The organism is Actinophytocola sp. (genome assembly GCF_049647105.1).
Classification (GTDB): domain Bacteria; phylum Actinomycetota; class Actinomycetes; order Mycobacteriales; family Pseudonocardiaceae; genus Actinophytocola.
This window is the reverse complement of record NZ_JBARWZ010000159.1, coordinates 1-14,248: the sequence shown is the minus strand read 5'-3', so window position 1 is coordinate 14,248 and position 14,248 is coordinate 1. Positions and strand designations below refer to the sequence as shown.

Sequence of the window (14,248 nt, the reverse complement as noted above, 5' to 3'; positions counted from 1 at the left end):
GCCCCTGCCTGCCGACGTCCTCGACGTGCTGACGGGGCTCGCCCCCGGGTCGTGACCGGCCGGGTACACCCGCGCCGGTCACCGGCCCACTCTGGGGTTTTCCCGGACTTTTCCGTCCTACAATCTTTTTTGGCGAGGCACCGTGGATCGAGTTCAGTCCGTGCTGGCGAAAGGGCATCAATTGACGACCGCGCCGGAGCAGTCCCGTCACCTCTACCGACAGATGCGCCTGATCCGGGAATTCGAGGAACACTGCCTCGAAATGGCGCTCGCCGGCGAGATCGTCGGCGGAATGCACCCCTACATCGGCCAGGAAGCCGTCGCGGTCGGGGTGAGTGCCAACCTGGGCCGGGACGACGTCATCACCAGTACGCACCGAGGGCACGGGCACGTGCTCGCCAAGGGCGCAGAGCCGAAACGCGCGCTGGCCGAGCTTTACGGCGCCACCACCGGCCTCAACCGGGGACGCGGCGGCTCGATGCACGCCGCCGACGTGGGACTGGGCATCTACGGCGCGAACGGGATCGTGGGCGCGGGCGCACCGATCGCCGTTGGAGCCGCATGGGCGGCCAGGCGTGCGGGGCGCGACCAGGTGGCGGTGGCGTTCTTCGGCGACGGCGCGCTCAGCCAGGGCGTGGTGCTGGAGGCGTTCAACATGGCCGCGCTGTGGTCACTGCCGGTGCTGTTCGTCTGCGAGAACAACGGTTACGCCATCAGCCTGCCGGTCGACCGGGGCCTGGCGGGCGACCCGGTGCGACGGGCGGCGGGGTTCGGCCTGCACTCGGCGGCGGTGGACGGAATGGACGTCGAGGCGGTGGCCGACGCCGCCGGTCAGGCGGTGGCCGCGTGCCGCGACGGCGCGGGACCGCACTTCCTCGAGTGCACGACCTACCGGTTCCACGCGCACCACACGGTGGAGTACCTGGCGGGCATCGCCTACCGGGACGACGCGGAGGTGGCCGACTGGAAGACGCTCGACCCACTCGTGCGGCAACGGGCTCGCCTTCCCGAGGCCACCGCCGACGCGGTCGACGCCGAGATCGCCGCGCTGATCGCCGAGGCGGCCGAGTTCGCGCGGTCGAGTCCGGCGCCCGAGCCGGGGAACGCGCTCGACTACCTGTACGCGGGCATGGCCCCGAGCCGACCGGGAGTGGTGGTCTGATGGCGCCCCTGGGTTACGTCGCCGCACTGAACAAGGCCCTGCTCGACGAGATGGCCAATGACGAGCGGGTGTGCGTCTTCGGTGAGGACGTGCAGGTCGGCCTCACCGGCATCACCAAGGGGCTGGCCGAGGCCTACGGCACCGGCCGGGTGGTCGACACGCCGCTGTCCGAGCAGGCTTTCACCAGTCTGGCGACGGGAGCGGCCATCGCGGGTCAGCGGCCGGTCGTGGAGTTCCAGATCCCGTCGCTGCTGTACCTGGTGTTCGAGCAGATCGCCAACCAGGCGCACAAGTTCTCGCTGATGACCGGCGGCCAGGCCAGCGTCCCGGTCACCTACCTGGTGCCCGGTTCCGGGTCGCGTTCCGGCATGGCAGGACAGCACTCCGACCACCCCTACAGCCTGTTCGCCCACGTGGGCGTCAAGACCGTGGTGCCAGCGACGCCATCGGACGCCTACGGGTTGCTGCTCTCCGCACTGCGGGAACCGGACCCGGTCGTGGTGTTCGCGCCGACGCTGCTGATGGGCGCGGCCGAGGAGCTCGACGGCGACCCGGTCGCGGTCCCCCTCGGCAGCGCCCGGGTACACCGCGAAGGCACCGACGTCACCGTGGTCGCCGTCGGCCACCTGCTCCCGATCGCACTGCAGGTCGCAGCCGAACTCGAAGCCGAGGCGTCGATCGAGGTGATCGACCCACGCACCGTCTACCCGGTCGACTGGGTGACCCTTGGCGAGTCGATCGCCAAGACCGGCAGGTTGGTGGTGATCGACGACTCGAACCGGATGTGCGGTTTCGGTGCCGAGATCGCGGCCACCGCGGCCGAGGAGTTCGCACTGACGGTGCCCCCGAAGCGGCTGTCCCGGCCCGACGGCGCGGTGATCCCCTACGCGCTGGCGCTGGACCACGCGCTGCTGCCCAACGCCGCCCAGCTGACCGACGCCATCCGCGCGGTGCTGAAGTAGAGAGGCCGGAAGATGGCATCGGGACTCCCCCGTGTCGCGACGATCACGGTCGGCACCAACGAGATCGGGTGGCTGCGCCGCTGTTTCGCCTCGCTGGTCGACAGCGACACAGCAGGCTTCGAACTGGACATCCATCTCGTCGACAACGCCTCCACCGACGGCAGCGTCGAGATGGTCACGCGGGAGTTCCCGGCGGTGAAGATCACCCGCAACGCCACCAACCTCGGGTTCACCGGCGCCAACAACGTGGGCATCCGGGCCGCGCTCGCCGACGGCGCCGACTACGTCTTCCTGGTCAACCCGGACACCTGGACCCCGCCGCGGCTGATCGCCTCGATGGTCGAGTTCGCGCAGCGCTGGCCGGAGTACGGGATCATCGGGCCACTGCAGTACCGCTACGACCCGTCCTCGACCGATCTGGCCGTGTTCAACGACTGGACGAACATCGCGCTGTGGCTGGGCGAGCAGCACGCGTTCGCGGGTGACCGGATCGCGCACCCGTCCCCGGCCAGCGAACCAGAGGGGCGTGCGCCACGCACCCTGGAGCATGCCTACGTCCAGGGGTCGGCGCTGTTCGCGCGGGCGGCGATGCTGCACGAGATCGGCCTGCTCGACGAGGTCTTCCACACCTACTACGAGGAAGTGGACCTCTGCAGGCGCGCCAGGTGGGCGGGCTGGCGGGTGGCTCTCCTGCTCGACGAGGGCATCCAGCACCACGGCGGCGGTGGTGCCACCACCCGCAGCACCTACACCCGCGTGCACATGCGGCGCAACCGCTACTTCTACCTGCTCACCGACGTCGAGTGGAATCCGCTCAAGGCAGCCCGGCTGGCGACCCGCTGGCTCGTGGCGGATCTCCTCGGCCGGAGCGTGGTCGGCAGGATCGACCCGGCGACCGGCATCCGGGAGACCGCGGCGGCGCTCCGGTGGCTGGCAGGCCACGCGCCGACGATCGCGGAGCGCAGGCAGAGCCACCGGGTGTTGCGCGCGCGCCGGGCGAGTGGTCAGCGCGAGGCGGCCCGGTGACCGGCCCCCGCGTCCTCATCGCAGGCAACTTCCACTGGCAGGCCGGGTTCAGCCACACCGTGGCAGGCTACGTCGACGCGGCGCGGGCCGTGGGCTGCGAGGTCCGGGTCAGCGGCCCACTGTCGCGAATGGACAGTGAAGTGCCGAGGCACCTGCCGGTCGAGCACGACCCCGGCTGGGGCACCCACCTGGTCATGATGTTCGAGGCGCGGCAGTTCCTGAGCCCCGAGCAGCTCGAACTGGCCTGCGCGTTCCCCCGGTCGCGCAGGCTGATCGTCGATTTCGACCTGCACTGGGGCGAAGAAGACCCCGCCATGGCCGGGCACGGCATGGAGAGCAAGTACACCGCCGAGAGCTGGCGCACGCTGTACACCACGCTGAGCGATCTGGTGCTACAGCCGAGGATGACCGAGACCATGCCACCGGGAGCGGAGTTCTTCGCCTGCTTCGGCATGCCAGAGACCGTGTCCCACCCGCTGGCACGCGGCCGGGACCGGGACTACGAACTGCAGTACATCGGCAGCAACTGGGGACGCTGGAAACCACTGACGACGGTGGTGGACGCGGCCGCGACACTACGGCCCGCCCCTCGGATGCGGGTCTGCGGACGATGGTGGGACGGCACCACCACCTGTCCCGGCTTCGAGGACGTCACCACGGCCGTGCCCGGCTGGCTGCCCGAGCGCGGCGTCGAGGTCTGCCCGCCGGTGCCGTTCGGTGAGATCACCGCCGAGATGGGCCGGGCGCTGATCTCACCGGTACTGGTCAGCCCGCTCGTGGCGAGCACCGGCCTGCTGACCGCGCGTGTGTTCGAGACACTGGCATCGGGCAGCCTCCCGGTCATCCCCGCCGACGCGGAGTTCCTGGCCGCCGTCTACGGCGACGACGCCAAGCACCTGATGCTCGGCACGGACCCGGCGGAGGTACTTGCCCGCCTCACCACGGAATTCGAGGAGCACGCCCGGATCGTCGGTGCGATCCAGGAGCGACTGCGCACCGAGTACGGCTACCGCCGGGTGCTCAAGGACCTGCTGGCCTTCTTCGGCTGAGCGGCCGAAGAAGGCCAGTCTGCGGTTTACGGCACGACCTCCATCGTCGCCATCATGCCGAGAGCGGAGTGCTCCAGGTAGTGGCAGTGGTAGACGTACTTGCCCGTGTACGGGGTGTCGAAGGTGACCTGCACGCGCACCGATCCCTTCGGCGCGACATAGACGGTGTCCTTGAGCCCCACGTCGTCCGGCCCCGGGGCGCCACCGTCGCGGCCGATCACCTGGAACTGGACGAGGTGCATGTGGAACGGGTGGTCGAACAGGAACGCCGGGTCCATGTCCGCGTTGACCACGTTCCAGATCTCCGTGGCGCCCTGCCTGACCTGGACGTCCACCCGGTTGGGGTCGAAGGGCAGGCCGTTGACGTGGCCGACCGGCGGACGGACGGACATGTCGACGAAGCCCATCGTGACGGTGCGCTCGACGGTGGCGGTACCCAGCTCCGGCAGGGTGCGCAGCCGGTCCGGCACCCGCGCGCGGTCCCTGACCCGGTTCGGTGCCACGTCGAAGCGCAGGATCGGGGTGTCCCCGTCGTACAGGTACAACGGGCCGCCACCGCGGTGCGCGGCGAAGTCCACGACTATCTCGACCCGCTCACCTGAGGAGATCGCCAGCTCGTCCACCTCGATCGGCGCGGGCAGGAGGCCGCCGTCTGACGCGATCTTGGTCATCGTCGCGCCGCCCATGTGCAGTGCGAAGACGTGCTTCAGTGCGGAGTTGAGCAGCCGGAACCGGTACTTGCGCGGCGCGACCGGGAAGTACGGCTGCGACTTGCCGTTGACCAGGATGGTGGTCCGGGTCTCGGTGGCGCCGAAGACGAACGCGCCCGTCTCGTCGAACTGCGCGTTGCGCAGCATGATCGGCACATCGCACTCGCCGCTGGGTAGGTCGAGGCGTCGTTCTGCCGGGTCCTCGATGAGGTAGAAGCCGTGCAGGCCGCGGTAGACGTGGTCGGCCTCCAGCCCGTGCGTGTGGTCGTGGTACCACAACGTCGCGCCGCGCTGGCTGTTCGGGTACTGGTACTCCCGGGACCCGCCCGGCGCGATGAGGTCCATCGGATGGCCGTCGCTGGCCTGCGGAACATGGCCGCCATGCAGGTGCACGTTGGCCGGCTGGGTGAGCTGGTTCGCGAAGGTGACCTTGGCGGGCCGCCCGGTCCTGGCGCGAATGGTCGGGCCGACGAACTGGCCGCCGTAGGTCATCGCGGGGGTGCGCAGGCCGGGAATGATGTCCACATCGGTGTGACCGATGGGTAACTCGTACACGTCGACACCACCTGCCGTTGACGACGGCTGGAGCGTCGCCGGCACGGGCATCCGCTCGGTGAACGGATCCGTCGCCACCGCAACAGGTTCCGCTCCGGCGCCCACGGTGTCGGCGAGATGCGCGCCGGCCGCCGGGTGCCCCGCGTCCGGCATCGGCACGGCCGAGGAAGATCTGCCTCCCAACGGAAGCAAGGTGGCACCGGTCACCGCGATGGCACCAGCACTGAGGAGGACTTCGCGTCGAGTCAGCTTGGGCATGATCTGAAACCTAGGTGACGGACGAGAAGCAGCCTAGATCGGGTGGAGCACTCTAGGGAGATCCTCAGCCGGCCCGGTCAGGCCCACCTCAACCAAGGTCGAGGTTCGGGATCGGGCACCTCGACCGGAGCGCTCATGAACACCAGCACGTAGGCGCGCCGCGGCTGGTCGGTCTGGTTCGGACCGGCGTAGTGCGGGGTCCTGAAGTCGTGCACCACCGCGCCGCCGGGTGCCAGCGGGCAGGCGACGCCCGCCGTGCCGTCCACCTCGTCGGTCATCAGGCCGCGGACGTGGTCGTCGTCGTCGATGTGGCGGTGCGGCAGCACGGGTCCGAGGTGGCCGCCGGGCAGGTAGTGGAGACAGCCGCTGTCGACCGTGGCGTCGTCCAGCGTCGTCCATATGCTCAAGCCACGACGGCTCCACTTGGGGTCCATGTACCCCTCGTCCTGATGCCAGGGCGTCGGGGCACCGTACCGGGGCGGTTTCATAATCGCGTGCCCGTAGAACTCCAGGTCGTCCTCGGCTATGTCGAGAAAGGTCGACGCTATTTTCCGGCAGCGGGCGAAATGAGCGCTGCGCGGCAACTCGGGAGCGTACTTCTCCGGCTCGACGATCTGCGGCAGCAGCGGTCGATCGCCATCGCGACGGCCCGCGATGTCGTAGAAGTTCTCGGCACCCGGCGTCGCGTACTGCGCGAACAACCGGTCGTAGACTTCGCGGAGCCACACGATCTCGTCGTCATCGGCGAGCTTCGGCAGGATGACGAACCCGTTGCGCCGGAACTCCTCACGGCGTTCGTGGTCGATGGTGCTCGCCACGTCCATGACGCTCAATTATCTGCCCTTTCCGAGAAATACTCCGGTATCCCAGGATACGGCCGAAGACCACCCCCGGCCGCCCGTCGCCGCAGAGAATAGGGAATTGACTAGTTGTTGCCAGGAAACGACTCGACAGCCGCGCCAAGGGTCGATTGCCGAACAATCCTCGTGCCAGAATCACCCTGATGTCTCGGACGCGAGAGCGAGTGGTCATGACTGGATACAGCGCCGTCGCGCTGGACGTGGGCGGAGTCATCTACTACGACGAACCGTTCGAACTCGCCTGGCTCCACGGTCTCCACACCCTGCGGAGCGCCGATGACTCGTCGTTCACCGTCGGGGCCTTCATCGAGCACGCCGAGCGCTTCTACCGCCACGGCGACGCCACGCTGCTCGGCTCGCCATCGCAGCTGGAGTGGAGCTGGAACCAGGTGCGGCGCGCGTGGGGTGAACTGGCCCAGCCGATCCCCGGCGCGCTCGCGGCCGTGGCGGCACTGGCCGAGCACACCCCCACCGTCATCGTGGCCAACCAGCCGCCGGAGTGTGCCGCGGTGCTGGCGGCCTGGGGTGTCACCGAGGCGTGCTCGGCGGTGTTCCTTGACTCGCTGGCCGGGGTGTCCAAGCCCGACCCGGCCCTGCTGGAGCTGGCCGTCGCGCACGTTGGCACGGCCGAGCGCCTGCTGGTCGTCGGCAACCGGGTCGACCACGACGTGCGACCCGCGTTGGCACTGGGTTGCCCGGTCGCCTTCGTACTCGCCGACCCCGGATACCGCCCACCGGCCGGCGTGCATCCGGACATCGTCGCGGCACACCGGCGGTTCCGGGCGCCGAGAACCGCGCCGCCCGCCCCGAGCGAGCGGGTCCGGATCGTCGCCTCCCTGTCCGAACTGGCCGAGTCCGTCGTCTCGACGGGCACCCACCTGTGATCGAACCGTCTCCGTCGAAGGAGGAGTCCGTGCGTCCCGAGATTCACGACTACGATTTGCTGCGCTTCGACTTCGGTAGCGCACTGCGGCGTGTCTACGGCGTCGAGGATCTCGCCGCTCTGATTCCCGCCGCCCCGATGGAGCGCCTGACCTGGCAGACCGACCAGGCGACCGAGTACCACGCCATGTTCTACAAGGAGTTCGACGCCGAGATCAAGGAGCTGTACCGAGAATTCGTCGCGGACTTCGTCCCGTCGATACTGGGCACCAAGGAGTTCTGCTTCCAGCGTGTTCCCACCTTCCGGCTGCACTTCCCCGGGAACGTGGCGGTGGGCGAGTTCCACACCGATGGCGACTACAACCACGAGGACGGCGAGGTCAACTTCTGGGTACCGTTCACCAACGCCTGGGGCACGAACTCGGTATGGATCGAAACGGCGCTGGGCAACTCCGACTACCAGCCGTGGAAGCTGGCGCCCGGTCAGGTGCTGAAGTTCGACGCGGTCCACTGGAGCCACGGCAACAAGGTCAACGACACCGGCGCCACGCGGGTCAGCTTCGACTTCCGGTGCATTCCCATGACCGACTACGCACCATCCGAGAAGCGCACGGTCGACGCGAAGCGCGGTCTGTGGATCGGCGACTACTACGACGTCCTGTGAGTCCGTCCGCGTCCCGAACGCGGTGAGTCCGCCGCCAGAGCCGGGCATGGCCCACTCGGACGACGGACTCACTGTGTTCGTTCGGACCTTCGTGCCACCAACGGCGGCGTGAGCACGGCGGCGGAACTGCCACCGCCGGCACGACCTGGAAGTCTCACCCCAGAGCCGGCATTTGGTCATCGAGGCGGCGTGCCCGAATCCGGCGCGTCTCCACGACACCGGGTCATGACCGGCGCATCGCGGCGGGCCCTGCCCGGCCTGGTTGCCGATCCGATGTCCACGACCGCGCGGTCCCTCGGTCGAACTCCTGCGTACGCGCCTCCGGGGGCCATGTGTCCGCGGCGAGGAGGCCCATGCAGTACGCCTTGGCGATCAGTGCGGGCCGGTTGGGGACCCGGAGATGCTGAAGCAGCTTGCTGACGTGATATTCGACCCCTTGACGGCTCAGGTAAAGTTTTGTGGCTATACTTATCGTACCTTCCCCCGCGGCGATGAATTCGATGATCCTCGCTTCGAGTTCCGACAACGATGAGCGCGAGCGCATATACACTCCAGTAAGTCAGTCTGGGTAGTGAACTGGCCTTCAGAGAAGTGTGCATTCTTCGCGAACGCGCACAGCGCAATAAATTCCCGATAATCGTCGCACCAAGGATCGCGTCGAGTAACCGGCGTTTTTCACCGTGCTCGCCCTTCTCGGATGTTCTCCTCAGCGGCGCCCTTTGGTTAAAGAGTGCCGCTCTATACGGTCACTTGATTAAAAACATACCACCCCGTTGTGATCGTTAGAACATCGCCAGTTGGCAATCTTCTAGGGGATCCCCTAGAGGAAATAAATGCGCATACAAGCACCTCGCCCGCAGCAACCTGGACGAAACATTTTCAGATAGGCGAGCACGCCCCGGAAAACGAAGAATCGTACCAGGGGCGTCCGACGGTAACCAGGAACGAACGTGGGACAGACGTCGCCACGGCACCGACTGGCGGTCTCGGTCATCCGCTTCCAGATAGTGGAACCCGTTCATTCCCGCCGATCGGACGTCTCGGCGGGTACGAAGGTCCTTCGCCCGGTTCGGCGACCTACGCGACCCGGTCGAGCTGGTGCTGGACAACCTGTCCTCCTGCGAGCACGAAATGGTGGAACCCCCGGCCAATCGTAGGTAAGCGGAGCGGCGCTCAGGAACACGCGGAGAGCAGCTGTCAGCTTCCTGACGCGATGTCGGTGCGGATCGAACTCGCGGCGTCACCTTCTGGACTGCCGGGTATGTTCAGGCGCCACCCCGGAGCCGGAGCGTGGCCGGGAGCCGAGGTCGTCCACATGGCCGAACGGGGCACCCCATCCGGTCTCGCCGTCAGTGACCTGACGCTTCTGATCAAACACCCGAACCCGCTCGCGCCGGGAACGCTGATGCCGGGTCAGTACTCAGCACCCTCGATGTCGTCCCAGTACGGGTCCTGCTGCCGTGCCTCACCGTCGTGCCGCTCAGCCACACCTTCCGGCGCACCGCCTGACCCGTCGGGACACCATGATGGCACGCCCGGCGCCGCGCGGCGGAGAGCGAGACCGGTCAGGCCGATCTCGGACAGCCGCATGCCTGCCTCGAACCGGGACGTCACCTTCAGGACCTTGAGGATGCACGCGACGTGCCGCCGGTAGGTGCGGACGGAGATCCGCATCTGCCGGGCCGCGCTCTCGTCCTTCAAGCCCGCGCACAGCGCGCACAGCACCTCGGTGAGCAGACGAGGCCCGATGAACGTCGTCATCGCTTCGTTGAGCAGCGTGAAGTCGACGGCGACGGCCCGCATCGCCTGGTGGGAACGCCGCAGTGCCCGCACCACCTCCGGCGAGCGGACCAGCGTGGCCCCGGCGTCGGCGGGCAGCACCGCGAGGTCGTCCTCGATCAGCACCGCCTCCGGTGGTGGCGCGGCAAGGAGCCGCACGTCCGCTCCGGCGGCCGTCAGCGCGAGAAGGACGTGCTGGTCGTCGCCCGACGTAGCGGACGCGTCGTGGTGCAGCAGGGTCAGCCGGTGGGTCTGGCCCAGCACCTCGATGCGCAGCACCTCCGCCGGGTCGCCGCCGAGCAGCCCGGCCAGGTCGGCGAGCGACGAACACGAGACGAGCACCCGCTTCCCGGTCCGCGCCCGCAACTCGTCGCGCAGCTCGGTGGCCGGATCCATCCGCCGCGACTGCCGGGGGATCCCGCCCCCCGCCAGCTCCAGCGCCTCGACCAACAGCCGCCGAGCCCCGTCGTACGTCTCGTCTTCCCCAGTCAGGGGAGCTTGTGGCCGCCCTGTGTGCTCCCCGTGTGTTCGTGCGTGCGGCACCGTCGACACGACAGTGTTGCTCACGAATCTCCCTGTTCTCTTATGTTGATGACCCCAGATACGGACTGTTCACCACCATCGCACGCCACGTGACGACCGACAATGCAGTCACCGCGAGTTGGGCCTGTTCGGCGGCACCCACTGAACCGAACGGGGGAGAAACAGCTAATCACCGGCCGTCGATGTTCATTCACGGCGAACACCCCGACGAGTCCGGTAGCTTCCCGGCGAACGGGTGATCGATGACACCCGGCGTCTACGACTCAGCATCGCGTCCGTGGAAACCGACGGACGGATCACCGAACAGGTGCGCGATCGCCACGAAGGAAGCCGATGAAGATTTCACCCCTGCGCACCGACCTCATCCCAAGTGTCATCACCCTCATGGAACTGGGCGAGCCGTACATCCGGACGCGCGCCTACTCCGACTACTGGGCCTACGCCGAACTGTTCTCCACTACCTGTCTGGTGGCACACACCAGCAACGACATCGTCGGCGCCGTCATTGCGTTCCGAAGCCAGGACAACCCCGCCGACATCTACGTCCAGGACGTGATGACCCACCCCGACCACCGGCGGCAAGGCATATCAACAGCCTTGCTCACCGCCCTGCGGGAACAGGCGAAAAGCTGGGGATGCACCAGGCTGTACCTCACCTCCGAACCCGACAACACCGCAGCACACGCCACGTGGCGCACGCTGGACTTCGTCAACGTTGCTGGTGATCGCGACATTGACGGAGTGTCGGTCACCTCCAACTTCAAAGGCCCAGGCAAGAACCGGGCCGTCTATCAACTCGACATGTAGATGGGCGCCTTGGGCTGCGATCTCTCCACGTTTGCACGCAGGGTCGGGCCAACCGGGCATACCAGTCCGCTGTCGTCACCGGCAAGGGCACTGGTTACCGTTGTTTCCCGCTGGTCATGAAGCGTCTTCGTCGGATTGCCGTTGCTCGTACCAGCGACGCCAGCGTCCGCAGCGCTCCACGTAGGAACGAAGCTCACAATTCGTGAACTCCGTCGCGTCCCAGTCCACCGGAAGAATCTCGCCGTTGGCGTCGGAGACGTATGCCCATCCGTGCTGCCCGTCGTCGAGCGTCAGGCGCGTCAGGTCGTACAGGTCGTCTTCGAACGCGTCCAGAAGCTGCCACTCGGCGCGCGAGAGATCCGTAAGGAGTCGGCCGGAGGCGTTCGTGCCAGCGGGCACAAGAGCCGGGTAGACGTGATCACGAAGCGCCGCGACTCGCCAACCGGTGACCGCCGCCGCCCGGCTGGCCGGTACCCGGTCGAGCAACGTCCGTAGGACCTCAGGGAACCTGAGACTGCCATAGACGAACAGGTTCGCCGCTTCCTCCGATAGCAGGTCCAGCCGGCCACAGGCCGGTGAGACCGGCCGGAGTGAGTGGCTCGCGGTATGCCGCATGAAGCACCTTTCGAATCGCCGTAGAGTCAGCTTCGGCGAGGGCTACGAACCAGTCAATGCCAGCCGGGTAAGACCACAGATACGAGCGCAGCAGCGGGTCTGCGCCACGGTCGCTGAGTTCGTTGCCGATCTCCTCGTCGTTCCAGTACGGCACGCGTGCGTGAGCATGCTCGACGCAGTCGCGGACGGTGGCTCCGTTGTTGATCGCCAAGTGCAACTCGGAGCGGACCAACTGCACGTAGTGATCGAGCCGGACCCGAGCCTCCAACGCCGCGTCTTCAGGCACGACGAACAGCGGCATGGCCTGTGCCAGACCTTCGAGCATCACCTGATACGGCGCGTGTACAGACAAGAGGCGGACCCAGGGCACATCCTCTTCCTGGCATCGTGCCGCCAGGCTTGCGCTTTGCAGCCCGTGACCGAGCACCTCGTGTAGGGCGAACTGTCGAGCGCGTACCTCGGTGAACTTGGCGTTACGGAGATTCAGGCGTAGACGTACCTCGCTTCCGGCTCCATCGAGCCAGTACGCCCAGTAGGCGTCCACGTCCGCGATTTCGACCTTCAGATGGTAGGGAGCGCTCGTATTGGTCACCTTGCGTACCAACGGCTCCAGTTCTACGGCAGCAAGCCGGATAGCGTCGGCAGCGTCCTCCGGAGTCAACGGACGTTCGAGTTGTCGCAGATCGTTGTCCGTGTCCTTGCTCCAGCCGACTCCCAGACGTTCGAGCCTGTCGCGCGCGATGTCCCCTCGCTCGCTGACGTAGTCGCTGTCCCAGCCACGCGCGTCACAACCCTGGGTGGCCTTGACATAGTCGTTGAGTTCTGGACGCTCACCGAGCATCGCGGTGAGATAGGCCAAGTCAGCGTCCAGTCGCGCAGCGAGCTGATCGCCGCTCGCTACGGTCTGCCGAAGGTCATGCAGCTGCTGGTACACCTCTGGCCTGCTTGTGGCTGGCGGCACGGGGCGGTCTGACGGCGCACAGTCGAAGTCCGTGATCGCTTGAGCACCGCGGCCGGTCTCATAGGCGTCCCAGGACCGGAGGACGCTCTCGATCTTGTCACGAAGCGACATGTGCAACTTCCCAGTGCAGGGTTACGGCCTGGTTCGGCTTAAGGTAACGGCGGATGAGGGACAGATCCACGCCTCCATCGCGCTCACGCCATTCGAGCGCCTCGGTAGCCGAGTTCTCCGCACCGTCCGGGTGTTCCTCTACGGCCGTGCAGCTCACGAGTTGTGAGGCTCGATGAGCCAAACGGATTGTGAGCCGTCGGGTATAACGGGGGATGAACTGCCGCCAGTAGTGATCATTGACAAAACGGCAACCTTCGCAGACGTAGCCCACGACAGCCGTCTGCTGCGGCTGCACTGCCGGTGAGATCAGGCAGGCGAAGGAGCTCATGGTGCTCGTGTCGTGCTTCCTCTGGATGGCCACCCGATGCTCACTGTCCCCGGATGGTGTGATCTTTAGCGGCCCGTCCGTATGCTCGAACCACAGTTCTGCGTTCAACCTCGACACGGGCCGACTGGTGAGGTTGACCAAGACCCGGCGGTACGTGAGACGCGCCCAGCCATCATCGCCAATATCGAGCGTCATGCCCACGTCCAACTCAACGACACCCTGATCCTGGCGAACGAGCTGTAACCACGTCGCCTCCTCAAGGGTGTCCGTCTCCGGTGCGATCCCCAGTGGTGCGGCAGGAATCGGTGATTCGGTTCTGGGAATGGTGACCTTGTCGGCGAGAAGGTCACCCAACACGGCCGATGACACTTCAAGCAACTTCGCCATCTTGGGCTGCACGTAAGGCTGGGGCTCTCGCTCACCTGATTCCCAGCGGATCACCGTGGTCCGGTCCACATGCATCGCCTCGGCGAACTGCTCCTGCGTGTAACCCGCTGCTTTCCTGGCTCGCGCGAGCCTGGCTCGCTTGCCTGCCACCAGCCCTCCCGATGACCGTAGACGTTGTCGCAGGTCAAACCTAGCAGTGCGACATTCCGACGTCATTACTGCCACTTGTCGGCCGTGGTTTGAACGGCCACCAGCGAACATCCTGGGTTCCACACGTCCTGGGGGTGTGTCCCGATATTTCTTTTGGGCGCGCGCCCCGGGCCGATCGTCTCGGTATCGCCGGAGGAAATCGATGACCAGTACGGACCGGACGGCCGCGTTGCTGCCCCACACGGCGAGCACGGTAGGGCTGCTGCGCGCCGTCTTGGGGCCGTCATGACGGTCACGGGCGAGCGCTTGTTCACGACGTGGGTGACGTCGTTGGGTTGTGTTGATCATGCTGTGACGGATGAGGAGTGCGCTGCCCGCTTGGAGGGAGAGCGTGGTGGTGTGTTCGTGGCGGTGTGTGGGACGTCGTTCTTGCCGGGGC

The 14,248-nt window shown here is 66.8% G+C and carries 14 protein-coding genes; 7 read left to right on the top strand and 7 right to left on the bottom strand.

Annotation, left to right across the window (positions count from 1 at the left end; genetic code table 11):
- The first annotated feature begins 142 nt into the window (after positions 1–142).
- From WBA97_RS20200 to WBA97_RS20185, 4 genes are read left to right on the top strand one after another with little or no spacing between them, the layout of a single operon-like run.
- Positions 143–1,162, top strand: a complete 1,020-nt coding sequence (locus WBA97_RS20200) for a thiamine pyrophosphate-dependent dehydrogenase E1 component subunit alpha (RefSeq protein WP_424232428.1) — start codon at positions 143–145, stop codon at positions 1,160–1,162.
- Positions 1,162–2,124 carry an alpha-ketoacid dehydrogenase subunit beta gene (locus WBA97_RS20195; protein WP_424232427.1) on the top strand — a complete coding sequence of 321 codons (963 nt, stop codon included), beginning with the start codon at positions 1,162–1,164 and terminating at the stop codon, positions 2,122–2,124. The genes WBA97_RS20200 and WBA97_RS20195 overlap by 1 nt, the downstream gene beginning before the upstream one ends.
- A gap of 12 nt (positions 2,125–2,136) precedes the next feature.
- Complete coding sequence (locus WBA97_RS20190; protein WP_424232426.1) at positions 2,137–3,150, top strand: glycosyltransferase family 2 protein; 1,014 nt, start codon at positions 2,137–2,139, stop codon at positions 3,148–3,150.
- Positions 3,147–4,199 carry a glycosyltransferase family protein gene (locus tag WBA97_RS20185; protein ID WP_424232425.1) on the top strand — a complete coding sequence of 351 codons (1,053 nt, stop codon included), beginning with the start codon at positions 3,147–3,149 and terminating at the stop codon, positions 4,197–4,199. The genes WBA97_RS20190 and WBA97_RS20185 overlap by 4 nt, the downstream gene beginning before the upstream one ends.
- Before the next feature lie 26 nt (positions 4,200–4,225).
- Here WBA97_RS20185 and WBA97_RS20180 read toward each other — a convergent pair whose 3' ends face one another.
- Entirely contained in the window at positions 4,226–5,722 is a 1,497-nt protein-coding gene (locus WBA97_RS20180; RefSeq protein ID WP_424232424.1) for a multicopper oxidase family protein, read from the bottom strand.
- 77 nt (positions 5,723–5,799) lie between these two features.
- On the bottom strand, positions 5,800–6,540 hold the full coding sequence (locus WBA97_RS20175; RefSeq protein WP_424232423.1) for a phytanoyl-CoA dioxygenase family protein: 741 nt from the start codon (positions 6,538–6,540) through the stop codon (positions 5,800–5,802).
- Between the two features lie 212 nt (positions 6,541–6,752).
- Here WBA97_RS20175 and WBA97_RS20170 point away from each other — a divergent pair, with 212 nt between their 5' ends.
- Positions 6,753–7,466 (top strand): HAD family hydrolase, encoded by a 714-nt coding sequence (locus WBA97_RS20170; protein ID WP_424232422.1) that lies wholly within the window; start codon positions 6,753–6,755, stop codon positions 7,464–7,466.
- Between the two features lie 29 nt (positions 7,467–7,495).
- Positions 7,496–8,128 carry a hypothetical protein gene (locus WBA97_RS20165; protein ID WP_424232421.1) on the top strand — a complete coding sequence of 211 codons (633 nt, stop codon included), beginning with the start codon at positions 7,496–7,498 and terminating at the stop codon, positions 8,126–8,128.
- 223 nt (positions 8,129–8,351) lie between these two features.
- On the opposite strand, the gene WBA97_RS20160 is transcribed toward WBA97_RS20165, so the two are convergent.
- Together WBA97_RS20160 and WBA97_RS20155 are read right to left on the bottom strand one after the other, a co-directional pair.
- Entirely contained in the window at positions 8,352–8,672 is a 321-nt protein-coding gene (locus WBA97_RS20160) for a LuxR C-terminal-related transcriptional regulator (protein ID WP_424232420.1), read from the bottom strand.
- An 869-nt stretch (positions 8,673–9,541) separates the two neighbouring features.
- Complete coding sequence (locus tag WBA97_RS20155; protein WP_424232419.1) at positions 9,542–10,474, bottom strand: hypothetical protein; 933 nt, start codon at positions 10,472–10,474, stop codon at positions 9,542–9,544.
- Positions 10,475–10,783: 309 nt separating this feature from the next.
- Here WBA97_RS20155 and WBA97_RS20150 point away from each other — a divergent pair, with 309 nt between their 5' ends.
- Positions 10,784–11,257 (top strand): GNAT family N-acetyltransferase, encoded by a 474-nt coding sequence (locus WBA97_RS20150; protein WP_424232418.1) that lies wholly within the window; start codon positions 10,784–10,786, stop codon positions 11,255–11,257.
- A 114-nt stretch (positions 11,258–11,371) separates the two neighbouring features.
- Here the strand turns inward: WBA97_RS20150 and WBA97_RS20145 are convergent, their stop codons facing one another.
- The 3 genes from WBA97_RS20145 to WBA97_RS20135 all read right to left on the bottom strand — a co-directional run bounded on the left by WBA97_RS20145 (position 11,372) and on the right by WBA97_RS20135 (position 13,809).
- Entirely contained in the window at positions 11,372–11,743 is a 372-nt protein-coding gene (locus WBA97_RS20145) for a gamma-glutamylcyclotransferase (RefSeq protein ID WP_424232417.1), read from the bottom strand.
- A gap of 13 nt (positions 11,744–11,756) precedes the next feature.
- Entirely contained in the window at positions 11,757–12,806 is a 1,050-nt protein-coding gene (locus tag WBA97_RS20140; RefSeq protein WP_424232416.1) for a hypothetical protein, read from the bottom strand.
- Between the two features lie 124 nt (positions 12,807–12,930).
- Positions 12,931–13,809 (bottom strand): helix-turn-helix transcriptional regulator, encoded by an 879-nt coding sequence (locus WBA97_RS20135; RefSeq protein WP_424232415.1) that lies wholly within the window; start codon positions 13,807–13,809, stop codon positions 12,931–12,933.
- Between the last annotated feature and the right edge of the window lie 439 nt (positions 13,810–14,248).